This is a genomic window from Photorhabdus sp. RW14-46, assembly GCF_963887965.1.
Classification (GTDB): Bacteria; Pseudomonadota; Gammaproteobacteria; order Enterobacterales; family Enterobacteriaceae; genus Photorhabdus; species Photorhabdus laumondii.
In genome coordinates, this window is record NZ_CAWPHH010000002.1 from 1 (window position 1) to 25659 (window position 25659).

Genomic DNA, 25659 nt, shown 5'->3' on the forward strand with positions numbered 1-25659 from the left:
ATGCTCAATATAAGAGATCTTTATCTCCTTTCTAATATTAAACCTGAAAAAAACGATTTTCTTGACTTTAGTAATGTTGATGATCTCAGTGACATGAGAAATTGGTTCTTTATAGAAAATTATGATAGCAGTTTGATTTCCTCCGGAGGAAATTTATATATAAATAGTGATAGTTTATTAAATATAAACAGTGAAATACAGGGAAAAGGCGATGTATTTTTGACCGGAAGTCATTTTACAAGCACTAAATTTATAAATACTGAAAATCTATATAATGGAAATACTTATCCACATTTTATAATAAATAGTTCACATCCTGTATTTAATAATCCATACTATAAATACAGAAATAGGCAGGAAAACGACAGAGAAATACATGTATTAGATAGAAATAACGCAGATATAAAACAGCAAGATTGGAATCTTCTTCGAAATAATCCTTCTAATGAAACAAAAATTGACTCATTCACAAATAAGACAATGCTATCTTCTGGAAGGAATTTAGTTATTGATTTTCTTGGCGAAGTTAAAATTACGTCAAATAAGGAACTTATTAATGAAAATGAGTTGAATACGCCTGGCTGGAAAGAAAAAACATTAAATTTATTAAATTCAGAAACTGATGATATCAAAGTTAAAAATAATCTTATATTAAATGCAAATGGATTTACATTAAAATCAGCACGATTAAATGCTGAAAAAGATATCAACATTATCTCATCAGATGCTAACTTTGTCGAACTTACCGATTCTAAAATCATATCTAAATCAGGTGATTTATCTATACTTTCAACCTATTATAAAGCACCATATGAATTTTTTGATAAACTATTATTTCCCTCTGCCATTAATGTTTTATCAACGGTATTAAAAGGACATAATGTTTCATTAATAAGCAAAAATTCAGGAATATCCGCCTATAAATCTACAAAAATTAGTTTTGGACCGGAGATTGATGATCGAAGTAATATAATAAACGCCTCAGGAGATTTAACATTTCATTCAGGAACAAACTTAAATTTAAATTTTGTCAATTATTTCACAAAAAATAAGAACACGACTTTAACTGCTGCCAGAGATATTAAAATAAACACAAGTAAAACCAGTATAGACTCATCCGAGTCCATATCCATTAATGGTGGTATAAATCTAGATATTGGTGATGTAAAACTCACCGCAGGAAAAGAGGTTATATTGAACTCTACTCAAGACTCTAAATTATGGGGAGTTCCTATTACCGCTAATAGTATCTCTATATCGACGGGGAAAGATTTGAATGTCACCAACTCTGCATTGAATGCAACAGAAAATATATTGATGAATTCTGGTGGAGATCTAAATTTATCTGTTGCTTATTATAATGTAGGCGCTATGATAAAAGAAGGAAGAATAAGCCAAATTACTTCTGTTAATGCAGGGAATGAATTAACTTTAATAGCTAATGATAATATAAAGTTAGAAGGTTCAAGTTTAATTTCTAAAGGTGATATGACCCTCACTTCTGGTGGGTACACATACCTTAAATCCGCAGTAGATACTGAAAACACGAACTCCAGATCATCTATTACACATAAAGAAGTCAGACTAGATAGCGGTAAGAATTTAACCATTCTTACCGGAGAAGGTCTTTTATTTCAAGCAACTAAACTTTTAGCTAAAGGTGTAATAGATATTGCTGCTAAAGGGGGTTATCTTTATGCACAAGCACAAGAAGATGTGACTGAATATACCACCTCCAGTACTAAACGTAAGTGGTATGGTAAAAAGAAGACTTCAACTACCACGCACCATTCAGTCACCAATAAAGTGACTGAATTTATTGCTGATGGAGATATTAATTTACTCAGCCGAGATGACAGTACTTATGAAGCCAGCAAAATTGAAACAAATAAAAATGCCAGACTGACCAGTACACATGGAAAAATAAACTTTAAAGCAGTTAAAGACAGTTCTTTTGAACAAACCATTAGCCAGTCTAAAGGATTTTTCATTAAGAACAGAGATAGTGGTCATCGTGCAGAAACATGGGTGCTGCCTTCAGTTCACATTGGTGGAAAATTAACGATTGAGGCCGCAAATGGAATCAGTGCTGATATCAAAACACAGAAAGGACAATCCTTACAGGCGGTATTGGCTGCTCTTGGTAACACTTCTGAAACAGCCTGGTTAAAACAGTTAAGCCAACGTCAAGATGTAAGCTGGAATGAAGTTCAGGATGCTTATGAGAATTGGGATCATAAGAGCCAGCATTTAAATCCTGTCGTTTCTGCTGTTATCGCTATCACCGTTGCTGTAGTCACGGCTGGGGCCGGGGTAACTGTAGCGGCTGCCAATGGTGCCGCGGGTGCAGCCAGTGGTGCTGCTACCGCAGCCGGAGCCAGTGCTGCAACAGCAGCAACAGTGAATACCGCCACATACGGCGCAGTTTCTGCGGGTATCTCATCTCTGGCTTCTACGGCAGCAGTTAAGCTTATTAATAATAAAGGAAACCTATCGAAAACCCTTAAGGATATGGGAAGCAGCGATACCGTTAAATCAACCATTACCTCAATGGCGCTTGGTGGCGCACTGGCAGGTTTTGATAACGTCATGGGATGGGATAAAGCCGCCAATGGCGCTCAAATTGACCCGGCAAAAGCGACATTACCTAAACTGAGCCATGGCGACTGGAGCAAAGTGGCTCAACGGGTAGCGGGTCAATCCATTATCAGTTCCAGCCTTGGTACAGCCATCAATGGCGGTAGTTTTAAGGACAATTTTACTACCGCATTACTTGCCAATATTGGCAGCCAGATTAACGCCGAAGGCGCCGGGTTGATTGGGGCTAACGGTCAGGTGTTAGATTTACCCGGAAAAGCTATCAGCCATGCGGCGGTTTCTGCTCTTGCTGCGGAAATTGGCGGCGGTGATGCCAAAGGGGCGGCGGCTGGAGCATTAGCCGCAGAACTGGCCGCGATAACATTGGATAAAACATTCAATGATCCAATGAAAATTCAGGCAGGTGGCAAAATCATTGGCAGCGTCGCAGGGGCCATTGCGACCAACAGCGCCAAAGGGGCTAACAGTGGAGCTAATGCCGGGGAAATTGTTATTCTCTTTAACCACCTGAACTCCATGAATGCCTACAATCTGGTCAGAGAACTCCAGGAAGCCAATAAGCAAGGAACGCCTACCGAAGCAATCTGGAACAAATACAACAAACTGAGCGCTACACAACGGGCAGAAATGTTGTCTCACTGTGCCGGGAACGGTGGGTTATGCACACTGACCTATCAGGCTGAAATGGAAGGAGGAATAAAAACAGCGGATGCCATCAGTGGTCTGAGATGGATGTTTGGCTTATCAGAAGAAGATTCCCATCGTATCAGTCAGTTTGTGACGACAGAAAACCAGAACGATTTAGGGCTGTTGTATAACTCGTTGCCAGCTTGGGAAAAAGGTGCACTGATAGCCAAAGAGGCGGTAGAATCTGCCGGTATTGGTGGTGCCATCGGCGGTAAAGCTTCGGTTGCTTCGATTGTTGGGAAGAATAAACAGCCTTATCAGCCGAATAACGGTACAGAGGGGAAATCTGAAGCTAGAAAAGGAACAATTGTTAGTACAAATAACGTCCACTCTTCATTAAAACTAGGGGAAACAAAAGTTGTTAATGAAGTGAACATGACTAGAGTTGGTAGATGGATGTCACATGATGAATTAGCACAAATGCAAAGCAGTGGGAAAATTGTTCAAGGAGGTGGTGGGCAAACTTTTATATCCACTAATGGAGCATCTGATTTTAAAGGTACAGCACCAAAGGGTTCAGTTTATGTTGAATTTGATGTACCAGCAAACAGTCTTTTAAAAGGTGGTAAAGATGGATGGTTTAAAATGATTGGTCCTGATGCAAGTAAATCACAACAATTTTTACTGAATAAACAAAGCGGCCAACAATTACCTGAAATTAAGAATATTACCATTGTTGATATAAAATGAGGATATTAAATGAACATACATGACTTTGATAAAAATATAAAACCTCTTTTAAGAAATTATTCTTTTGAATATTCATTTTTTGTTGATGGTGAATTTGGTAATCTTGAGCGAATTGAATTTGAGGGCTGTGGAAAACTAGGGACTATTGATATATGGTCTAAGGGTTGGCTAAGTATAGACATATATGATTGTATTTTAGATAGGCAGGTAATGAATGTCATATATTCACCCGAAGAAAAACAATCTTGCAAAACTGGAGTAGAGGTGTTTTTAAGGATATTACTAAATGAAAAATAAAGTGGAAATTATATTAGGTGACATAACAAAAGTTGCTGTTGATGCTATCATTAATGCAGCTAATACATCTTTACTTGGTGGTGGTGGAGTTGATGGAGCAATACATAGAGTAGGTGGAAAAATTATTTTAGAAGAATGTCAAAAAATTAGAGCTAAACAGGGTAGCTGTAAAGTTGGTGAAGCAGTCATTACAAGCGCGGGTAATTTGCCCGCTAAATACGTGATCCATACTGTAGGTCCACGTTGGAATGGCGGTAATAATAATGAATTTTCATTATTAGAAAAATCTTATTTAAGTTGTTTGGAATTATCTAAGATCTACAATGTCAAAAGACTTTCTTTTCCCAACATTAGTACTGGAACCTATAAATTCCCTAAAGAGCTGGCGGCTAAAATTGCTTTAGATACAATTTCTTCATATTTAAATAAGGTTCCTCATATTTCCAAAATCAATATTATATGTTATGAGAAAGATAATTATGATATATATATTGATTTGATGAACAATAAGTCTTACAAAAATAAATTTTAAATTTCTTGTCGTTCCCTTTCTAAAAAGGGAACGACTACTTACCTAGAAGGAATTCATTTTAATATTAACCAGAAAAATCACTTAGCCGCATTTGATGGAATATCTAAAAAAGGGATAAGTGGTACACATAATGTTAATGCTTTCAATCAAGCGGCATCTAAAAATGGAATTAAAATTGTTAGCCAGACACCAAGCAGTGTTAAAGGCATTACGCAAATTGAGTATCAAATACCAGCAAAAGATAGAACCGGAAATGTTATTGGCCACAAAAACCAAATATTCAAGAAAACAGTATATAATCCAAACGTTTTTTCCGACCAAAAAATGTTAGACCTCGGACAGCAGGCTGTTTCTAATGGTTATAAAAATGCAGTTTCTCAAGGTTTACGAGAATATGAATCAACCGCAGGTGGTGTGAAGTTTCAAGTTTATTTAGATCAAAAAACAGGTACAGTTACTAACTTTTTCCCGGTGACACAATGAGTAATAAACGTCTTTTCAAAAAAATAGATTATGATAATGATTCTAAGTGGGTTATGAAGGAGTTTTTTAATTCTGTATATTCCCAAGGTGAATTTCTATGGGCTTTACCACTTGTTCTAAACAAGGACGGGTGTGGAGTTAATGAAACCTATTGTACTTTCCCAAACTTAGATGATCCTGAATATCATTTCGAAGGAGTAATGTTCGGAGTATGGGAAGGTGAAATCATAGTTCCCGAATCTACTTGCTTTGAGTATGTAAAACTAGCCTGTGAGAAATATCTTCAATTACATCCAGAAGATACAGAGCAAGTAAAATCCTTACTTGCTCGACTTCCTTAATCAGAAAGATCCTAGCATTGAATGCTAGGATCTTTCTCAGTCGGTTGATTAAACACACATTCAAGCAAGCCCTGAGTGTTTTCAGGGCCGGGAATCGACATATTCATGAGTTATCTGTTCCAAAAAATTGCGAAATTTTCGATCTTTCGTATAACAGACAGAGGACGGAGAACAGAAGACAGAGAATATAAGTATATCAAGTCAGAAGAAAGATCAGAGTTATCGTAATATTTTACTTATTTTAAAGGCTAATTACCATCATATTATCTAAAAAGATTATTTATTCTGTTATTTTAATATTCTTTCCTTATTCTCATAAAGTTGCTAATTAAAATTAAAAATCCCCCTATCGTTAAAATAGAGAGATTATGCCTTAGATAGAGATAATTAAGTAAAGAGAAAAATTAATATTGGGGAGCCAAAACTAATTTTTCTTTCCGCCAGAAACGGAAAAACGATATTTTCCTACGCTGTAGAGTAAATCGGCGAACAAGATAGTTTGCTGTCAATTCCAATGCCAAACACATCACGAAATAAATTAACGCGACAAATAAAAAGACTTCTGTCGGGTAAACCATGCTGCGGTTATTAACCTGAGTTGCCAGAAATGATAATTCCGCCACGCCAACAATATAAGCCAGAGAGGTATCTTTTATCAGCGCAATCCACTGATTAATAAAGGAAGGCACCATCATACGCAACGCTTGTGGCAATACAATGTACCAAAGTACCTGCCAACGGTTAAAACCTAATGATAGCCCTGCTTGCCACTGACCGGCTCCAATCGCAATAATCCCCGCTTTTACCCCATGAGCCAAATAAGCCGATGTGATCAACGCCAGAGCGCAAACCACCGTGGTAATTTCTGGAATTTCCATACCCAGCATCACCGGCAACAGGAAGTAAGTCCAGAAAATCAGCATAATGACTGGAATTGCACGGAAAAAGCCCAATACCGCAGCTAACAGGTTAACCCAAAATCCTTTCAGCATTGCCAAAGCAATACCAGCAACCGTACCCAACACAATAGAAATCGTCCCGGCTATCAGGCTAATAACCAATGTTAACGCCGCTCCTTCAAGAGGACCATCAGGAAATGTACCTAACAGTAGATAGCGCCAGTTTTCTGCAATGACCGAAAAATCCATTCTAATGTCCTCTCGTTATAGCTTGTTGTTGACGCCATTGTCCCCAACCTTCCATGACGGCAATGGTGGCGATATACAACACCGTTGCAACACCGAATGCTTCAAACGTTTTTAATGTTTCGGTTTCTACTTGACGGGAAGCATATGACAACTCAGCCACGCCAATTGCCATTGTCAGTGACGAGTTTTTCACAATATTCATATATTGCCCTAGCAATGGCGGCGTTGCGATTTTCAACGCTTGTGGCAATACCACATAACGCATTGCTTGCCAGCCAGTGAGTCCCAGTGCATGAGCTGCATATTTTTGCCCGCGCCCTATACCCTGAATACCGGCGCGTAGCTCTTCCGCCACGAATGGCGCTGAATAGAGAGTCAAACCAATAAATCCAGCCAAAAATTCGAATGAAGGCCAGGCCAATGATAGACCTAACAGATTGATTTCATGGGGTGTATTCAGCCAAAACATCACCTCTTGCGGCAGTATCTGCCCTGAGGCGAAATACCAGAAAAACAGTTGCACCAGCAAAGGCGTATTGCGAAATAACGTGGTGTAAGCGGTTACCAGCCAACGGAGAATTTTCAATTGGCTGTCACGAGCAGCAGCCAGTACAAACCCTAGCAAGGTGGAAGCGATAACGGTACAAGCGGATATCCACAATGTAATCAGGAAACCTTGCCAAAGCCATCCCAAATATTGGGGAGCAAGTAACTGTTCTGTAACAAATAATTCAAACATATCTTACTATTACCAGGTATTACCAATGACAAAGCCCCGCAACAAAAGGCGAGGCTAAAATTATCAATAACTTACTACTCATTAAGACTGAGTTTGCTGCTCCAAAGGCGCAAACTTAAAGTCACCTCTCGGTTGAGCCGATTTGGTTTCCGGGCCAAACCAACGGTTATAAATTTCCGCTGCTTCACCCTCTTTTTCCAATTTCAGCAAAGTTTGGTTCACCGCCTCAACCAAGCGCTCTTGTCCTTTCGCCGCAGCGACTGCCTGATATTCACGGGTGATGCTAAAAGGAGAGATCTCAAATTCAGCTTTTTGGGCTTCCGGTACATTAGCCAACAGACCGACTAACTTAGCATCATCCTGCGTGATGGCTTGCACATTGCCGTTACGTAGCGCAGCAAAGGCCAGAGGTGTGTCGTCATAAGAGATCACTTTGGCTGTCGGGTAATGCTCGCGCAGCGTAATTTCCTGTACTGTGCCTTTATCAGCACCAATACGTAAGTTTTTAATGTCTTCGGGCGATTTTAAAATACCTTTACGGGCAATAAATTTTTGCCCAGTAGCAAAGTAAGGGATTGAAAAATCAACTTGTTTAGCACGCTCATGAGTGACGGTAAAGTTGGCGGCAATCAAGTCAACTTTCTTTGATGCCAACAGAGGTAAACGGTTTGCTGGGTTAGTCGGGCGCAGCTCCAATTTAACACCCAAGTCATTGGCAATCGCGTTTGCGATATCTACATCATAACCTGCCAGTTTTTTGGTTTGCGGGTCAATAAAACCAAACGGAGGATTACTGTCGAAAACAGCGATCCGCACGGCACCGGTTTTTTTAATATCATCCAGCTTATCCGCCTTCGCAGCACCAGTAACCAGTGTTAACCCGGCCAATAACGCCGTAATAACAACGCGAGATTTCATTAAACTCTCCTGACAACAATTAATTCTTTATTAATCACAAGCTATCAATTTCACTATAGTGCATGAAATAATATAAATAACTATATTTATAACTATCAGCAATTATAAGATAAAAAAAATGCCGGTAAAAATACCAGCATTCAGACTATTGACCAAGTGGTCAGCGAGCTATTCGTTATCTTTTGTCAACAGCTTTTCCAGTTCATCACCACCTACATGCCGGAAATCCTGCCCTTTAACATAGTAGAAAATGAATTCACAGATGTTTTGACAACGATCGCCAATGCGTTCGATAGAACGGGCACAAAGCAGGACGGTCAGTACACTGGGGATGGTTCGAGGATCTTCCATCATATAAGTCATCAACTGGCGGACAATGCCTTCATACTCTTTATCCACCTTTTTATCTTCGTGATAGATACGAATCGCTTCTTCCAGATCCATGCGGGCAAAGGCATCTAACACATCATGCAGCATCTGGATGGTATGGCGGCCAAGGGATTCCAAGCTAACCAACAGGGGTTGATGCTGATGTGAGAATTTCTCAAGTGCCGTCTGGCAAATTTTATTTGCGACATCACCAATTCTTTCCAGTTCAGCAATTGTTTTCGAAATTGACATAATCAGCCGCAGATCACTGGCCGTTGGCTGACGCTTAGCTATGATGCGAACACACGCCTCATCAATAGCCACTTCCATCATATTGACCTTATGGTCATCCTCAATCACTTCACGCGCCAATGCAGCATCCTGATTATGCATCGCGGTAATGGCTTTAGAGAGTTGTTCCTCCACCAGCCCACCCATTGCCATCAGTTCAGTACGGACATGTGCCAGCTCAGCGTTAAACTGACCAGAAATATGTTTGTTGAGATTCAGATTGTCCATGTTACGCCCCATAATCAACCATAACGACCGGTAATATAGTCTTCAGTTTGTTTCATTTTCGGTGTGGTAAACAATGTGTCTGTATCACTGAATTCAATTAATTCACCAAGGTACATAAACGCAGTGTGGTCTGAACAACGCGCCGCCTGCTGCATATTATGAGTCACAATCACCACGGTATATTCAGATTTCAATTCGCTGATCAACTCTTCAATTCGACCGGTAGAAATCGGGTCAAGGGCTGAGCAAGGTTCATCCAATAGCAAAACTTCTGGCCGGATCGCAATGCCACGCGCAATACACAAACGTTGTTGTTGCCCACCAGATAGACTGTATCCGCTCTGATACAGCTTATCCCGGGTTTCATTCCATAAAGCCGCTTTCGTCAAAGCCCACTGAACACGTTCATCCATTTCTGCTCTGGAGAGTTTTTCAAACAGACGGACACCAAACGCGATATTGTCGTAAATAGACATTGGAAATGGCGTTGGTTTTTGGAATACCATGCCAACGTTGGCTCGTAGCAACGCCACATCCTGTTTATCAGTCAGGATATTCTTACCATCCAGCAGAATTTTACCTTCCGCCCGCTGTTCACCATACAGTTCATACATTTTGTTGAAAGTTCGTAGTAACGTAGACTTACCGCAACCCGACGGACCGATAAAAGCAGTTACTTTATTCTTTGCAATATTCAACGTTATGTTTTTCAGCGCGTGAAATTTGCCATAGTAAAAGTTCAGATTGTGGACCTGAATTTTGCTGCTAGCGATATCATTAACTATGTTCATTTACTTCTCTCTGTTGAAAATATCGGTCAGTGCTTTTTCTTGGCAAACAGCACACGCGCCACAATGTTAATCAGCAATACACACAGGGTGATCAATAATACGCCGGCCCACGCCAGTTGCTGCCATTCGGAGAATGGACTCATAGCAAATTTAAAGATGGTGACCGGTAAGTTAGCAATTGGCTGGCTCAGGTCAGTACTCCAGAACTGATTGGAAAGAGAGGTGAACAGCAATGGCGCTGTTTCCCCAGCAATTCGAGCAATCGCCAGCAGCACACCGGTGATAATGCCGGATACCGATGCTTTCAGCGTGATGGCTGAAATCATCTTCCATTTCGGTGTACCTAAGGCATAAGCGGCTTCGCGCAGGCTATCAGGAACCAGTTTTAACATGTTTTCTGTGGTCCTGATCACAATCGGCACCTGTAACAACGCCAAAGCAATCACCCCCGCCCAACCGGAAAAATGCTGCATTTTTGTCACAACGACCATGTAAACAAATAAACCGACAACAATAGAAGGGGCTGACAGCAAGATATCGTTTATAAAGCGGATCACCTCTGCCAGCCATGACCGGCGGCCATATTCCGCCAAATAGATACCCGCCATGATCCCCAGAGGCGTACCGATAACCGTCGCCCACAGGATCAGTAATCCACTGCCCACAATGGCATTTGCCAAACCACCACCTTCCGTATTCGGTGGCGGTGTCATTTCGGTGAACAACGCCAGTGACATGCCGTCGAAACCTTTGGTGACGGTAGAAAACAGAATCCACACCAACCAAAACAGACCAAACAACATGGTCGCCATTGATAACAGCAGAGCGATGCGATTTTTTTGACGGCGCCATGCCTGTTTACAGCTACGTACATTAGCATCAATAGGCTTTTGTCTGTCTATCGTTGCCATATCAGTGCCCCTCATTCTTCGCCAAGCGCATAATCATCAATTTTGATAACGCCAGCACAATAAAGGTGATCACAAATAGAATCAGACCAAGCTCCATCAATGCTGCGGTATGCAAGCCAGATTCTGCTTCCGCGAATTCGTTCGCTAGCGCAGAAGTGATGCTGTTACCCGGCATAAACAGTGAGAAACTATCGAGCTGGTAGGTGTTACCGATGATAAAAGTCACCGCCATCGTTTCCCCCAACGCACGACCAAGGCCCAACATGACACCACCAATCACGCCATTTCGGGTGTAAGGCAACACGATATGCCAGATAACCTCCCAAGTGGTACAACCGATACCATAAGCCGATTCTTTCATCATCACCGGTGTTTGTTCGAAAACGTCACGCATCACCGAAGTGATATAAGGGATAATCATGATAGCGAGAATAACACCCGCCGCCAGAATACCGATACCAAAGGCAGGGCCGGAGAACAATTCGCCCACAATCGGCATACTGGCGAGGAGATTGCCGGCGGGCTGCTGGAAATAGGTGGCAAATAGCGGCGCAAAAACAAACAACCCCCACATGCCATACACAATACTTGGGATAGCGGCCAGTAACTCAATGGCGATACCGAGCGGACGTTTCAGCCAGTTAGGTGCCAGTTCTGTTAGAAACAAAGCAATCCCAAAACTAACAGGCACTGCGATAATCAGCGCAATTAGCGAAGTAACCAATGTACCGTAAATCGGTATCAAGGCCCCAAATTGCTCTGCCGGGGCATCCCACGTTTTCTGCCAGAGGAAAGAGATGCCGAACTGCTGAATACTAGGCCAGGAGGCAATAATCAGCGAGATAATGATGCCTCCTAACAAAAATAAAGTTATCAGCGCAGCTAGCCTAACCAGTGCGCTGAAAATAATATCGCCATTTTTACTGGGTGCTTTCATTGCCGTTTTTTGTTCGGCCATAGAGCTTATTCTCATTCGGGGTTAACTCCCCCCTTAAACGGGGGAGAAATTAAAACGACAAATTTAATCGATATTTAAAATAATCGATATTTAAAACAATCACTATCAACACGACTTAATACAGGGCCTTGCCATTGCTATCTTTTATCTGGGTTTTCCAAGCCGCACGAACTTGCTCAATCACCTCTTTAGGCAGAGTTGCATAATCCAGATCGTTTGCCTGTTTACTGCCTTTCTCATAAGCCCAGTCAAAGAATTTCAATATTTCTGCCCCTTTCACTGCATCTTTTTGCTGTTGATGAACCAGAACAAATGTAGTGGAAGTCATCGGCCACACATTTTCACCTTGCTGGTTTGTCAAATCCTGAGCAAACGTTTTATGCCATTCTGCTTTCTTCGCTGCGGCACTGAAACTCTCTTCTGTCGGGCTAACAATGTTGCCATTAGCAGATACCAATTTGGTATAAGCCAGATGATTCTGTTTAGCGTAAGCATATTCAACATAACCAATGGAACCCGTCAGACGTTGAACAAATGCGGCAATCCCATCATTACCTTTACCACCCAAACCAATAGGCCAGCTTACGGTGGAACCCACGCCAACTTTTTCTTGCCACGCTTTATTCACTTTAGAGAGGTAGCGAGTAAATACAAAGGAGGTACCGGAACCGTCAGCACGACGTATCACAGCAATATCTTGTTCCGGCAGTTTGACTCCCGGATTCAATTGAGTAATTGCTGGATCATCCCACTTTTTCACTTTACCTAAGTAAATATCGCCTAAAGTTTTACCATCCAATGTCAATTCATCAGATTTAATCCCCGGGATATTAACCGCCAGTACCACCCCACCGATGACGGTCGGGAATTGAAACAAGCCATCAGCAGCTAACTTTTCATCAGATAAAGGGGCATCGGAAGCCCCGAAATCAACGGTATTTGCCAGAATTTGTTTAACGCCACCGGAAGAACCGATGCCTTGATAATTGACTTTATTACCTGTCTCTTTTTGATAAGAATCCGCCCACTTGGCATACACCGGTGCGGGAAATGTCGCACCTGCCCCGGTTAAACTAGTGGCAGCAAATACAGGCAGGGTTGTCAAAGAAAACGCCGCTGCCATTATGCCGGTTACGGTGGTACGCATCAGTTTCATAATCCCTCCTAATGGGATATTGAGAATCAACAAAGAAATGTATACCCGTTATCCTTCAAGTGGCCTCTTTGTTGGCTGCACTCGCTCACCCCGGTCACATAGTTTGCTATGCTCCCGGGGATTCTCTCCCTTGCCGTCGCGATGCATCTTGAAATCCATAGGGTATATTCGTCAAATCAAAAAAGGTGCAAGAGGGAAAATAGGTCAATTTAATTACAGCAAAATGTCTTAATTATGACATTTTTATGATAGCGCAATAGGCACTTAACCTGTGATTGACATAAAACTGTCATCTCCACACACCATAAAAATCAAATATAGGAGATGATTATCAAGCCGTTAAAAATTATCTTCCACAACAGGAATACAGGCACGGATAGATAATCCCCCTCTGAGGCTGGTGCCCATTTCAATTTTCCCATCATGAGCATCAATAATTCGCTGAACAATCGCCAGACCTAACCCTGTTCCACTGCTGCTGCGCGCTCTTTCGCCACGAACAAATGGCTGAAATAACCGTGGCAAATCTTCCTGTTTGATGCCGGCTCCATTATCTTCTACCTGAAACCAAGCAAATTTATTTGTCTGACCACTACTCACTTTAATCCAGCCGTTACCATAACGATTGGCATTAACCAACAGATTAGCCAATGCCCGTTTAATAGAAATCGGATTGGCGTTAACGGTTATTGGGTGAAGAGACAGATGGTTTTCAATATCCTGTTCATAGCCATTCTCGGCGGAAATAACCTCTTTGAGAATAGAATTCAGTTCACAAAACTCCATTGGCATTTCCTGCCCGGTACGGAGATAGTCAATGAATTGCTCAATAATGGCGTTACACTCTTCAATATCTTTATTGATAGATTCAGACAGATAAGTATCTTCCTTGCTCATCATTTCTGTTGCCAGTCGAATACGTGTCAGCGGCGTACGCAAATCATGGCTTACGCCGGCAATTAATATCGTGCGGTCACTTTCCAATAGTTTTATCCCGGCGGACATTTGGTTAAATGCGCGAATGGCTGCACGAACTTCCAAAGAGCCCGCTTCCGGCACCGCCGGCATCATAATCCCTTTACCTGTTTGCCTGGCGGCATACTCCATTTCCAGTAAAGGCCGGTTCTGAAAACGGATATAAAGCCAGATACAACCAAATACCAGTAATAGAATTGCCAGTGTATAGCGGAAAATAGGAGAGAATTGATTTTGTTCGATCTCAGTCAAAGGAACCCTGACCCAAATATCGGGGGCCAAATAAGAGTTAAGCCAAAGTATAGGGCTATCTGTGTTTATTTCCAGACGAAGATCAGCCTTGCCACCAAGGTACTCGCCCATCTTCTCACTCAGGAAATCATAACGTCTGGCCCAACATAAACCTTGTATCTCCGCATCAGATTCAGAATAGAGCGTAATACCCAATTCCTGATAAATCTCCCGGCGAACTACCGGCGATATCACCAGAAAAGAGCCATCCTCTAACTTCAATTTTTCAGCCATTAGGGTACGAACTTCATACGCTAATACCTTATTGAACTGCTGCAAACTTGGCATAATAACGAAATTCACAACAACCAAGTAGCTGGTTACCAGACTGATAAACAGCATAGCCATAATCAGGAATAAAGTATGGGTAAACGTGCTGCGAGGGGAGAATCGCAATAATCTCATACACGAATTCCGTCTGGCACAAAGACATAGCCCAGACCCCAGATAGTCTGGATATAGCGAGGATGTGTAGGATCTTCTTCAATCACACGGCGCAGACGTGAAACCAAGACATCAATCGATCGCTTCATCGTGCTATATTCCCGGCCACGCGCTAAATTCATCAACTTATTACGGGACAGTGGCACGCCAGGATAAGAAACCAGTACTTTCAATACAGCAAATTCTCCACTGGTTAATTGAATATGTTCATCTCCCTGAAACATTTCCCGCGTACTCAAATTGAGGCTAAACTTACCAAAATTAATAATCGCATCATCCTCAGCCGGTAGGCCCAATAACTTATTCGCCTGACGACGTAATACCGCCCGGATACGCGCTAATAGCTCACGGGGATTAAATGGCTTCGGAATATAATCATCAGCACCAATTTCCAGCCCAACAATACGATCTACCTCTTCTCCCCTCGCGGTCACCATAATAATCGGTACCGGATTACTTTGGTTTCTCAGCCTTTGGCAAACAGAAAGCCCATCCTCTCCTGGTAACATTAAATCCAATACGATTAAGCTAACAGATTCCCGTGTCAGTAAGCGGTCCATCTGCTCCGCATTAGCAGCACTACGTACCTGAAAACCTTGTTCTGTCAGATAACGCTCTAATAACGTTCGTAAACGCATGTCATCATCCACCACAAGGATCTTGTTATCTACTTGCATTATCAAACTCCAAAAAACACTACATGCTTTGATAAATTTATCATTTTGAAAGAGATTAACCCAAAGATAGAAACCAGATATCTGTATTTTGAGACTATTCCTAATAGGACTTATTTCCACGGTTATTAATTCGAATGATTAATTTAGTGGTTTATTACTGACAATGAGAACGCAGTAATTCACTGTCAACTATCGAATTTCTACCGTTATTTTGCCATCCACCAATCCATCAATTAGCACCCTGGTGACCGGCAAATCGATAGAAATCTATTTATTAGCGGGATTAAATTCATCAGGCAGACTAAACGAAAAATGCCCTTTGCTGCATATTATCTGCTTACCTCCGCCACGGTTTTCCCTTACTAACGAGGATCTGGATCGATAATGTTCAGCTCACCAACGTTTGAACAAGAAATCACGCGACGGTCGAATTTTCGTCACCTTTCCTGACTATAGTAAACAATTTCGCTTGTTTTTTCTTCACTTAAACCTTAACAGCCTGTTTCATCACCAGCAAGATTCACAGCATACATACTATTCAGTACACAGAACCATAAATTATATGATGAACGTTATAAATATTAGAGCCAAATATCATAATGAGCAGACAGGTAAAGCAATCTTGTTACCGATAATGCTAACTCGAAACCGTCTGTTAACCGTTTATCTCTCGTTTTAAATCCGTACTCACCTCAGTGGGAGCGTATCGTATTCGCTTGTCACGCAGCCGAATCCATCAACAGTGATAAATTTATTCAACCAACGACGACCTGAATGTCACTAATACGTTAATCTTGCAAAACCGCCGGGCTTTATTGATTAATGACTAAAAACCGAGTCTTAATTTGACATCGACCAAAATGGACTGTTTTATATACCCTATGGATTTCAAGTTGCATCGCGACGGCAAGGGAGAGAATCCCCGGGAGCATAGCAAACTATGTGACCGAGGTGAGCGAGTGCAGCCAACAAAGAGGCAACTTGAAAGATAACGGGTATACACTTATGAGATTAACTACGGTATCTACATCACGATAAAATGAAAACTAAACTGATAACCCGTGAAGGCTACAACAAATTAAAGGAAGAACTGGATTATCTCTGGCGTGAAGAGCGTCCAGAAGTGACTAAAAAAGTGACTTGGGCAGCAAGCCTCGGTGACCGGAGTGAAAACGCAGATTATCAATATAACAAGAAGAGGCTACGGGAGATTGATCGCAGAGTCCGATATCTAACCAAAAGCTTAGAAGAATTGCGGTGTGTTGATTACTCCCCTCAACAAGATGGACGAGTGTTCTTCGGTGCATGGGTAGAGATCGAAAATGATCAAGGTGAGATTAAACGCTTCCGTATTGTCGGGTACGACGAAATTTTTGGTCGCAAAGACTACATATCCATCGATTCTCCAATGGCCCGGGCTTTATTGAAGAAAGAAGTTGGAGACAGTGCAATCGTTCATACACCAACAGGAAAAGTGTTGTGGTACGTGAACGAGATCGAATATACGAAATAGCCCATTAAAAAATTTAAAATGGGTAGATTCACATAATTAAGTGCAACATTGTTAATCTGGAAGTAAACATGTTCGTATTCTATTAAATAAATTTTTTAAGTAATTCCTCCATTTTTAACGAAAATCAAAAGTAGATTTGTAATTAATTAGTTACCTGCTTCTGGAATAATGCGATGAAACTCAAGTTTTTCCTATTCTAGCTATCCTTTTAGTTTAATTCTGATATTCGGAAACAGCTCATAGCAAATCCGGTAACCCACTTAGGGTTCCAGCGACAACTTTTCACATTTGAGTTCAATCGCGGTTGCTATAGCGTAACTCGTCAAAATAAGATTAGACGTAAACTGGAAATTATTTCTCTCAGAACGTATAAAGAGGGCTTTATGAATATTTAAAGCTTATCCACCAGAAGAAAATGCAACATGAATGAATCTCTGAGCCAAATTATTGCAAGTGAGCTACAGGCGCAGCCACAACAGGTACTTTCTGCGATTAGCCTGCTTGATGAAGGGAATACTGTCCCTTTTATTGCACGATATCGTAAAGAGGTCACCGGCGGTCTGGATGACACCCAACTTCGCCAACTTGAGACCCGCCTTAGTTATCTACGCGAACTGTCGGACCGCCGCCAAACCATTCTTAAATCCATTGACGAGCAAGGTAAGCTAACCCCAGAACTGACCGAAGCCATTAATGGCACCCAGAGCAAAACAGAGCTGGAAGATCTTTATCTGCCATATAAACCGAAGCGTCGTACCCGTGGACAAATCGCTATTGAAGCCGGTCTTGAACCACTAGCGGATTCCTTGTGGCAAGATCCACAGCAAGAACCAGAGCAGGTTGCCACTACCTTTGTTGATACCGATAAAGGTGTGGCTGATACCAAAGCCGCGCTGGATGGCGCACGTTATATCCTAATGGAACGTTTTGCCGAAGATGCCGCGTTATTGGCGAAAGTACGTGACTATCTGTGGAAGAATGCCCATTTGGTCGCTAAAGTCGTTGCCGGAAAAGAGGAAGAAGGCGCTAAATTCCGCGACTATTTTGATCATCATGAACCTATCGCACAAGTCCCTTCTCACCGCGCATTAGCTATGTTCCGTGGTCGTAATGAGAGCATACTGCAACTTTCGCTAAATGCTGATCCCCAGTTTGATGAATCACCAAAAGAGAGCTATTGCGAACAGATTATTACGCAGCATCTTCATCTGCGCCTGAATAATGCACCGGCAGATAACTGGCGTAAAACCGTAGTAAACTGGACCTGGCGCGTTAAGGTATTGCTGCATCTTGAAACTGAATTGATGAGTACCTTGCGAGAGAAAGCGGAAGATGAAGCCATCAAAGTATTCGCCCGTAACCTGCAAGATCTATTGATGGCCGCGCCAGCGGGTATGCGCGCAACAATGGGGCTCGATCCCGGTCTACGTACCGGTGTCAAAGTAGCTGTTATCGATGCAACCGGCAAACTGATTGCCACAGACACCATCTATCCACACACCGGGCAAACGGCTAAAGCTGCTGCAAGCGTGGCAGCATTGTGCCTCAAACATCAAGTGGAACTGGTCGCCATCGGTAACGGAACGGCTTCCCGTGAAACAGAACGTTTCTTCGCGGATGTGCAAACACAGTTCCCAGAGATAAAAGCCCAAAAAGTGATTGTCAGTGAGGCAGGAGCATCTGTTTATTCTGCCTCTGAGCTGGCGGCACAAGAATTTCCTGATCTGGACGTTTCACTCCGTGGAGCAGTCTCTATCGCCCGTCGCTTGCAAGATCCACTGGCCGAATTGGTGAAAATCGATCCGAAATCCATCGGTGTCGGTCAGTATCAACATGACGTCAGTCAGAGTCAGCTTGCCAAAAAATTGGATGCAGTCGTTGAGGATTGCGTAAACGCTGTCGGCGTAGATCTCAATACCGCTTCTGTTCCACTGCTAACCAGAGTTGCCGGGTTGACCCGTATGATTGCCCAGAATATCATCAACTGGCGTGATGAGAATGGCCGTTTCAATAACCGTGCACAATTACTGAAAGTCAATCGTCTTGGGCCAAAGGCTTTTGAACAATGTGCCGGATTCTTACGGATTAATCACGGTGATAACCCGCTGGATGCGTCGACCGTTCATCCAGAAGCTTATCCGGTAGTGGAAAAAATTCTGGCGGCCACTGAGCAGAAACTCCAAGAATTGATGGGTAACCCTATTTCATTACGTGGATTACAACCTCAGGACTTCACCACCGAGCGATTTGGTGTTCCAACCGTTACCGATATTTTGAAAGAGCTGGAAAAACCTGGCCGAGATCCACGCCCAGAGTTTAAAACCGCGACTTTCGCGGAAGGTGTAGAAACCATGAATGATCTGCATCCGGGAATGGTGCTGGAAGGTGCGGTCACTAACGTGACTAACTTTGGCGCATTTGTCGATATCGGCGTTCATCAAGATGGTTTAGTTCATATCTCTTCGCTGTCCAATCGCTTTGTAGAAGATCCTCACACCGTAGTAAAAGCGGGTGATATCGTTAAAGTAAAAGTGTTGGAAGTTGATCTGAACCGCAAGCGCATTGCTCTGACCATGCGTCTTGATGAGCAACCGGGAGAAACCCACTCACGCCGCAGTAACAATAACAATCCACAAACTGACCGCCGCCCTGAACAAAATAACAGGAACCGTAATACTTCCGGTTCTTCTACCTCAGCCGGCAACAGTGCGATGAGTGATGCACTAGCTGCTGCATTTGGAAAAAAACGTTAAGATTCCTATCACTGTAAACAGATGCACTGCTTCGGCAGTGCACGTCTCATAGTTCCTGCCAGAAAGAATCCAAACTCACAGATTCATATCAACTCTGAGTGACTAAGTGATTAAATTAACACCAAAAATGAAAATAGGATTAACATTGAAATTAATGTTGGTTATTATTCTCATTTGCAATTATTATGAATTGGATGCAAATCATACTTCATAATAATGAGTATGACTCATTTTCGATATTATACCCTACGGATTTCAAGATGCATCGCGACGGCAAGGGAGCGAATCCCCGGGAGCATAGGTAACTATGTGACCGGGGTGAGTGAGTGCAGCCAACAAAGAGGCAACTTGAAAGATAACGGGTATATCTTACTTATCACATATCCCGGAAGGTCATATGCAACTTCTTCCAGACCATAGTTACAAGATCATTGGTTTTTCGCCGAAGATCAGCCCGGCTTACCGACAAAAATTGCTGTCATTAGGTATGTTACCCGGTTCTTCTTTTCATGTTATCCGCTTAGCGCCTTTTGGTGATCCGATACAAATTGAGACTCGCAGAGTCAGCCTAATTCTGAGAAAAAAAGACTTGGAATTTCTCACATTAGACAGCGTTCAATGCAACGCATAATCCGTTGCAAGCAACGAAACGGTTACTCCTAATCTAATTTGGCACCAACAACATGAAAGCACTGACCATTGGCTTAATTGGCAACCCCAATGCCGGCAAAACGACATTATTTAACCAGCTTACTGGCGCTCGCCAACGTGTAGGCAACTGGGCTGGCGTTACGGTAGAACGAAAAGTTGGCCGTTTTACCACTGCGGACCATAAAATTGAGTTAGTTGACCTACCGGGAACTTACTCTCTGACCACGATTTCCGAACAAACATCACTGGATGAGCAGATAGCTTGCCACTACATTCTGAGCGGTGATGCTGACATGCTGATTAACGTCGTAGATGCTGCTAACCTTGAACGAAATCTCTATCTGACGTTACAACTGTTGGAATTAGGCATTCCATGCATCGTTGCACTCAATATGTTGGATATTGCTGACAGTCAGCATATCCAAATTGATATTGCCGAACTGGAACAACGCCTCGGCTGTCCAGTCATTCCAATGGTTTCGACTCGTGCAACTGGAGTGAATGAGCTGAAACGGGCAATTGACCACCATAAGCAGAATTTCGGGCAGTCACTGATTCACTACCCTGATTGCCTGTTGCAAGAAGTTGAGACGTTATCTGGTGTAATTTCAGACAATTTTCATGCTCAACAACGCCGCTGGCTAGCGCTTCAGATGCTTGAAGGGGATATTTACAGCCTGGAACGTTCCGGCCTTGCTACCTCAATGCTGATTAAATCCAAAGAACGTTTGCAACAACAGCAACATGAAGAGCCTGAACTGGTGATTGCCGATGCGCGCTATCAAAGCATCAATACATTGTGCATGGCCGTGATTGATACCCAAAAAGCCATGCCAAACAAACTCACTCAGGCAATTGACAGAATTATCCTCAATCGTTGGTTAGGTGTACCTATTTTCCTGGCGGTTATGTATTTAATGTTCGTGCTGGCAATTAATATCGGTGGTGCGCTACAACCTATCTTTGACAGTGGTTCTGTTGCTATTTTCATTCATGGGGTTCAATGGCTTGGTCATACCTTAAGTTTTCCAGAATGGCTGACGATTTTCCTCGCACAAGGTCTCGGTGGGGGTATCAACACGGTTTTGCCGCTAGTACCACAAATCGGCATGATGTATTTATTCCTCTCTTTTCTTGAGGACTCCGGTTATATGGCGCGGGCTGCGTTTGTCATGGATCGTCTGATGCAAGTTTTAGGACTACCGGGTAAATCGTTTGTCCCGTTGATCGTTGGCTTCGGTTGCAACGTCCCATCCATTATGGGGGCGAGAACGCTAGATGCGCCGCGTGAACGCTTAATCACGATTATGATGGCACCCTTTATGTCTTGCGGTGCACGATTAGCCATCTTTGCCGTATTTACCGCCGCATTCTTTGGCAAAAACGGGGCAACCATTGTTTTTTCCCTTTATATATTGGGCATTGTCGTCGCTATTCTGACTGGCCTGATGTTGAAATACACCATTATGCGTGGCGAAGCTTCACCCTTCGTTATGGAACTCCCGGTTTACCATATTCCACATCTAAAAACCTTGCTTCTGCAAACATGGCAACGCCTGAAAGGTTTTGTTATCCGTGCCGGTAAAGTAATCGTTATCGCCAGTATGTTTATTGGTGCACTCAACAGCTTCTCATTCTCTGGTAAGACAGTGGATAGCATCAACCAATCCGCTCTGGCTTCGGTTAGCAAGATTATTACGCCAGTATTACAGCCAATTGGCGTTCACTCAGATAACTGGCAAGCAACTGTTGGTTTGATAACTGGTGCTATGGCAAAAGAAGTGGTAGTTGGAACATTAAATACTCTGTATACCGCAGAAAACATTGCTAATGAACCGTTTAACGCAGATGAGTTCAACCTGTTTGCTGAGCTGAAAGATGCAGTTGGTGAAACTTGGGATAGTTTGAAAGAGACATTCACTCTGAGCGTGCTGACCAACCCAATCGAAGCCAGTAAAGGTGACGGTGAAATGGATAGTAGCTCTATGGGAACAATGAGTGCCAAATTTGGCTCCGCTATTTCAGCTTACAGTTACCTGATCTTTGTTCTGTTATATGTGCCTTGTGTCTCGGTGATGGGCGCGATCGCTCGTGAAACCAGCCGTGGCTGGATGACATTCTCCATTCTGTGGGGATTGAACGTAGCTTATTCAATTTCAGCCCTGTTCTACCAGGTGGTAACTTTCTCACAGCATCCACAAAGCAGCCTGATCATCATTTTGACCGTCGTTCTATTTAACGCGCTGGTATTCTGCTTCCTGCGGCGGGCACGCAGCCGTGTGACGATGAAGTTAATCAGCAACCCGGGAAATAGCTGCCACTGCTCCAGTGGAAACTGTCACTAGGAATTGAAAATGATTAGCCTATTACAAGTAAGGGATGCCGTCGCTCTGAATGGGCGAGCAGATGCTAAGTTGTTAAGCCACCAGCTTTCTGCTTCATTATCGATGGTAGAAGCGATGCTTGAACAACTCACCGTAATGGGCAAACTAGAAAAGCTCAATGCAACTGCCTGCCTGAGTGGCAGTTGCAAACAGTGCCCGGAAGTACAGCAATGTGACACGGTGGTTTATCGGATCGCTGGGAGATACTGAGCCATATTATAGAATGGCTAATCATATATAGTTAATCTGAGACAACTCCCCTCTTTTAAAGGGGGGCTTATCAACAATCTGTTGGTCCAAAGAGTCATAAGCCATAACTAAACACATACAATCTATTGACTTACAGGCATTTGGAAAACAAATCTTCCTCCAAGCGCGGCAGCATAGCGGCTTAAAGTATCCAGATTTGGCACACTTTTACCATTTTCCATACGACTAATATTTTGCTTCTGAGTGCCAATCTTCTGAGCAACATCTTGTTGAGTAAGATGTAACGCTTTACGTGCATCTTTCAGCTGTTTCATCAACGCCTTACGGATCTGGATATCGTTATATGCTTCCAGAGTCGCGGCATCTTCTAAGAGAAGCGTTTTGGCTCCAGAAAACGGGATAATATCATTATCATTATCATTATCATTATCATTATCATTATCATTATCAGACATTTTTAAGACTCCGTTTAACTTCTTGCATTCGTTGGTTTGCCAGATCGAGCGATTTCTTCGGCGTTTTTTGGGTTTTCTTTTGCAGTATATGAACAACATAAAACTGCTGTCCAACTGCAAAAAAGAAAAATCCCCTCGCAATACCCTCAGAAGCGCTCACTCTTAACTCCTTAAGCCCGTTTCCAATGTCTCTGACTTTAGGCTCTTTTAAATCTGTTCCAGCAGCTTCCAATTCTTCAATGGCTTCAATCATTGAAACTTTGAGACCAACAGGTAGCTTAGAAAGCTCCTTGAGCGCAGATATACTCCCAATAAAATCACTCAAAAAATTATGCGTACCAACAGCATTCATGCGGCGAACGCTTTACCTTTCCAAATCACGCCAATAAAAATCTGTTATCTCATCGACCTTGCAATGCTTCTCTACTAGCAAATTCAGTCAACAATCCAACAAGCTCATCCGGATGAGAAATAAAAGGCGCATGAGCGGCATGGCGCATCATGGCTGAAACTGAACGCGGCCATTTTTCATCAAGAATGTTGATAATTTTTCTTGGCACCAACCCATCCAGATAACCGTAAATCCGCAAGAACGGTATGGCAAGCTCAGCCAAAGGCTGCCTTAAATCTTCGGTACGCAAAATTTCCAAACCAACATGCAGCACTTCAACAGAAGGCATCGGCTGCGCCAGCACAACAGATTTCAGTAATCGCGCATCTTGACGAGCGCTGTCAGTACCTAATGTCTGTAAAGCAAGAAAACGCTCAACTGTGCGCTGGAAATCTTTACTAAGCTGATGTTCGAAATCGTGCAAAACTTCCGGCTTAATCCCCGGCCAGTCACTTTCTGCGCTGAAATGTGGTGAAGAAGCCACGGTAATTAATCCGGCAACTTTATCCTGATGGTCAAGCGCTATCCGACTGGCAACCAGACCTCCCAACGACCAACCTAGCCATAGCGCATTTTCAGGCGCATATCGCCAGACTTCATCCGCCATGTCAGCAAGATTCATCGGGCCATATTTCTGGCTACGGCCATAACCCGGCAAATCCACCAGATGCAAACGAAAATGCGGAGCACATCGCATTTCAATGGAACGCCAAACTTCCACATTCAGCCCCCATCCGTGCAGCAACACAAGATCACGCGAACCTTCATCAGAAGTCTGCCAAAACAGATCAGCCATTGTTATTCTCAACTTTATTTGCCATCAAGGAAGAAGTCTATGCTAACAATGGTTGGGTACTGTTGGCTATGCCATCAGCCTCTTTGGTTTCCACATCATGGAGTATGCAGCTTTTGCAACAAGCGGCTGAAACGTTTGACAAACATGTGCCCGTGCTGTGCACTACCCTCGGAACTCCCTTCACTGCCTTGTGGGCGCTGCCTCAAAAAACCGCCTCTATGGGAGAATATGATATACCCTATGGATTTCAAGATGGATCGCGACGGCAAGGGAGAGAATCCCTAGGAGCATAGGTAACTATGTGACCGGGGTGAGCGAGTGCAGCCAACAAAGAGGCAACTTGAAAGATAACGGGTATAGCGATTACCGACTATTGCCCACCATTGAGCGGCCTGATCCGTCGCTATAAATATCACTAGAGAATAGATTAAAAGATTTAAGTCAAAGAAAGTGTAAAATGAAAAATAATTACCATTGTTTTATATAGGCACGCTTTACAACTAGAAGTATAAAATAAGAAAAGGAAATTGCGACGATAAGAATGAGAAAAATATCAGGGGATTTATAATATGAAATTAAATATCCCATCAGAACAGGACTGACAGCTGCACCCAAACTGCCTAGGTTTTGTATTGCGAAGTAATGCCCCCTTAACCCCTCAGGTGCTATACTGTCAGTAAGCGCGTAAAGGACGGGGATAAAAATGATCTCTCCCAACGAGAAAGAAAATATTGCAATTATCCAATAAATCAAGTTCTGTTCAGAATAGATAAAACCCAAAATACCGAGGATAAAAAAAATTACTCCTCCCGTCAGCCATCTTCCGATATAACCATCTTTAATATACTTTCCAACATGATATTGAAATCCTATAACAACCATAGCATTTGTTACCATCATTGCAGCAATAGCTGTATATGAAAACTCCTTATTTGTAGAAACAATTAAATATTGAGATAAGTAGCTAATGGTACTACCATAT

24 protein-coding genes and 3 pseudogenes are annotated in these 25659 nt (G+C 42.6%); 13 read left to right on the top strand and 14 right to left on the bottom strand.

Going from position 1 to position 25659, the window contains the following annotated elements; all coding sequences use genetic code 11:
* From AACQ38_RS01760 to cdiI, 6 genes and pseudogenes are all read left to right on the top strand, one after another.
* Positions 1-3150 (top strand): annotated as a pseudogene (locus tag AACQ38_RS01760) (DUF637 domain-containing protein); the annotation flags it as partial.
* Between the two features lie 522 nt (positions 3151-3672).
* A pseudogene (locus AACQ38_RS23980) lies at positions 3673-3975 on the top strand (TreTu family toxin); the annotation flags it as partial.
* Positions 3976-3984: 9 nt separating this feature from the next.
* Positions 3985-4272 (top strand): hypothetical protein, encoded by a 288-nt coding sequence (locus tag AACQ38_RS01765; protein ID WP_165577265.1) that lies wholly within the window; start codon positions 3985-3987, stop codon positions 4270-4272.
* The gene (locus tag AACQ38_RS01770) at positions 4262-4804 is read left to right on the top strand and encodes a macro domain-containing protein (RefSeq protein WP_165577266.1); all 543 of its coding nucleotides are present in this window, start codon (positions 4262-4264) and stop codon (positions 4802-4804) included. The genes AACQ38_RS01765 and AACQ38_RS01770 overlap by 11 nt, the downstream gene beginning before the upstream one ends.
* Before the next feature lie 63 nt (positions 4805-4867).
* Positions 4868-5287 carry a CdiA family toxin C-terminal domain-containing protein gene (locus AACQ38_RS01775; protein ID WP_324251597.1) on the top strand — a complete coding sequence of 140 codons (420 nt, stop codon included), beginning with the start codon at positions 4868-4870 and terminating at the stop codon, positions 5285-5287.
* Positions 5284-5628 (top strand): ribonuclease toxin immunity protein CdiI, encoded by a 345-nt coding sequence (gene cdiI, locus AACQ38_RS01780; protein ID WP_165577267.1) that lies wholly within the window; start codon positions 5284-5286, stop codon positions 5626-5628. The genes AACQ38_RS01775 and cdiI overlap by 4 nt, the downstream gene beginning before the upstream one ends.
* Positions 5629-6032: 404 nt before the next feature.
* Here the strand turns inward: cdiI and AACQ38_RS01785 are convergent, their stop codons facing one another.
* The 10 genes from AACQ38_RS01785 to ompR all read right to left on the bottom strand — a co-directional run bounded on the left by AACQ38_RS01785 (position 6033) and on the right by ompR (position 15524).
* Positions 6033-6776: an amino acid ABC transporter permease gene (locus tag AACQ38_RS01785; protein ID WP_011144621.1), complete on the bottom strand. Its 744-nt coding sequence runs from the start codon at positions 6774-6776 to the stop codon at positions 6033-6035.
* Between the two features lies 1 nt (position 6777).
* The gene (locus AACQ38_RS01790; protein ID WP_011144620.1) at positions 6778-7515 is read right to left on the bottom strand and encodes an amino acid ABC transporter permease; all 738 of its coding nucleotides are present in this window, start codon (positions 7513-7515) and stop codon (positions 6778-6780) included.
* 81 nt (positions 7516-7596) lie between these two features.
* Positions 7597-8433, bottom strand: a complete 837-nt coding sequence (locus AACQ38_RS01795) for an ABC transporter substrate-binding protein (RefSeq protein WP_011144619.1) — start codon at positions 8431-8433, stop codon at positions 7597-7599.
* A gap of 168 nt (positions 8434-8601) precedes the next feature.
* Complete coding sequence (phoU, locus tag AACQ38_RS01800) at positions 8602-9321, bottom strand: phosphate signaling complex protein PhoU (protein ID WP_011144618.1); 720 nt, start codon at positions 9319-9321, stop codon at positions 8602-8604.
* A gap of 14 nt (positions 9322-9335) precedes the next feature.
* Entirely contained in the window at positions 9336-10112 is a 777-nt protein-coding gene (pstB, locus tag AACQ38_RS01805) for a phosphate ABC transporter ATP-binding protein PstB (protein WP_109791257.1), read from the bottom strand.
* Positions 10113-10138: 26 nt separating this feature from the next.
* Positions 10139-11023, bottom strand: a complete 885-nt coding sequence (pstA, locus tag AACQ38_RS01810) for a phosphate ABC transporter permease PstA (protein ID WP_011144616.1) — start codon at positions 11021-11023, stop codon at positions 10139-10141.
* 1 nt (position 11024) lies between these two features.
* Positions 11025-11981, bottom strand: a complete 957-nt coding sequence (gene pstC / locus AACQ38_RS01815) for a phosphate ABC transporter permease PstC (RefSeq protein WP_113025658.1) — start codon at positions 11979-11981, stop codon at positions 11025-11027.
* 115 nt (positions 11982-12096) lie between these two features.
* The gene (pstS, locus tag AACQ38_RS01820) at positions 12097-13137 is read right to left on the bottom strand and encodes a phosphate ABC transporter substrate-binding protein PstS (protein WP_165577268.1); all 1041 of its coding nucleotides are present in this window, start codon (positions 13135-13137) and stop codon (positions 12097-12099) included.
* A 339-nt stretch (positions 13138-13476) separates the two neighbouring features.
* Positions 13477-14808 (bottom strand): two-component system sensor histidine kinase EnvZ, encoded by a 1332-nt coding sequence (envZ, locus tag AACQ38_RS01825; RefSeq protein ID WP_165577269.1) that lies wholly within the window; start codon positions 14806-14808, stop codon positions 13477-13479.
* Positions 14805-15524, bottom strand: a complete 720-nt coding sequence (ompR, locus tag AACQ38_RS01830) for an osmolarity response regulator transcription factor OmpR (RefSeq protein ID WP_011144612.1) — start codon at positions 15522-15524, stop codon at positions 14805-14807. Before ompR ends, envZ begins: the two co-directional genes overlap by 4 nt.
* 1039 nt (positions 15525-16563) lie before the next feature.
* On the opposite strand from ompR, the gene greB reads away from it, so the two are divergent.
* From greB to AACQ38_RS01860, 6 genes are all read left to right on the top strand, one after another.
* Positions 16564-17037: a transcription elongation factor GreB gene (gene greB, locus AACQ38_RS01835; RefSeq protein ID WP_011144611.1), complete on the top strand. Its 474-nt coding sequence runs from the start codon at positions 16564-16566 to the stop codon at positions 17035-17037.
* A 422-nt stretch (positions 17038-17459) separates the two neighbouring features.
* Positions 17460-19790, top strand: a complete 2331-nt coding sequence (locus AACQ38_RS01840) for a Tex family protein (RefSeq protein ID WP_165577270.1) — start codon at positions 17460-17462, stop codon at positions 19788-19790.
* A gap of 222 nt (positions 19791-20012) precedes the next feature.
* The gene (locus tag AACQ38_RS01845; RefSeq protein ID WP_207631761.1) at positions 20013-20210 is read left to right on the top strand and encodes a hypothetical protein; all 198 of its coding nucleotides are present in this window, start codon (positions 20013-20015) and stop codon (positions 20208-20210) included.
* On the top strand, positions 20188-20421 hold the full coding sequence (feoA, locus tag AACQ38_RS01850) for a ferrous iron transporter A (RefSeq protein WP_011144609.1): 234 nt from the start codon (positions 20188-20190) through the stop codon (positions 20419-20421). Before AACQ38_RS01845 ends, feoA begins: the two co-directional genes overlap by 23 nt.
* A gap of 52 nt (positions 20422-20473) precedes the next feature.
* Positions 20474-22786, top strand: coding sequence for a Fe(2+) transporter permease subunit FeoB (gene feoB / locus AACQ38_RS01855; protein ID WP_113049811.1), 2313 nt, complete (start codon positions 20474-20476; stop codon positions 22784-22786).
* A 9-nt stretch (positions 22787-22795) separates the two neighbouring features.
* Complete coding sequence (locus tag AACQ38_RS01860; protein ID WP_165577272.1) at positions 22796-23035, top strand: FeoC-like transcriptional regulator; 240 nt, start codon at positions 22796-22798, stop codon at positions 23033-23035.
* Between the two features lie 122 nt (positions 23036-23157).
* Here the strand turns inward: AACQ38_RS01860 and AACQ38_RS01865 are convergent, their stop codons facing one another.
* The 3 genes from AACQ38_RS01865 to bioH are packed head-to-tail and all read right to left on the bottom strand — an operon-like array spanning position 23158 to position 24677.
* On the bottom strand, positions 23158-23490 hold the full coding sequence (locus tag AACQ38_RS01865; RefSeq protein WP_165577273.1) for a helix-turn-helix domain-containing protein: 333 nt from the start codon (positions 23488-23490) through the stop codon (positions 23158-23160).
* Positions 23483-23842: a type II toxin-antitoxin system RelE/ParE family toxin gene (locus AACQ38_RS01870; RefSeq protein WP_165577274.1), complete on the bottom strand. Its 360-nt coding sequence runs from the start codon at positions 23840-23842 to the stop codon at positions 23483-23485. Before AACQ38_RS01870 ends, AACQ38_RS01865 begins: the two co-directional genes overlap by 8 nt.
* A gap of 49 nt (positions 23843-23891) precedes the next feature.
* The gene (gene bioH, locus AACQ38_RS01875) at positions 23892-24677 is read right to left on the bottom strand and encodes a pimeloyl-ACP methyl ester esterase BioH (protein WP_165577275.1); all 786 of its coding nucleotides are present in this window, start codon (positions 24675-24677) and stop codon (positions 23892-23894) included.
* Between bioH and AACQ38_RS01880 the strand changes: the two genes are divergently transcribed.
* Complete coding sequence (locus AACQ38_RS01880; protein ID WP_165577276.1) at positions 24677-24970, top strand: hypothetical protein; 294 nt, start codon at positions 24677-24679, stop codon at positions 24968-24970. The two genes, bioH and AACQ38_RS01880, sit on opposite strands and share 1 nt — an antisense overlap.
* Before the next feature lie 175 nt (positions 24971-25145).
* Here AACQ38_RS01880 and AACQ38_RS23985 read toward each other — a convergent pair.
* Positions 25146-25659 (bottom strand): annotated as a pseudogene (locus AACQ38_RS23985) (MFS transporter); the annotation flags it as partial.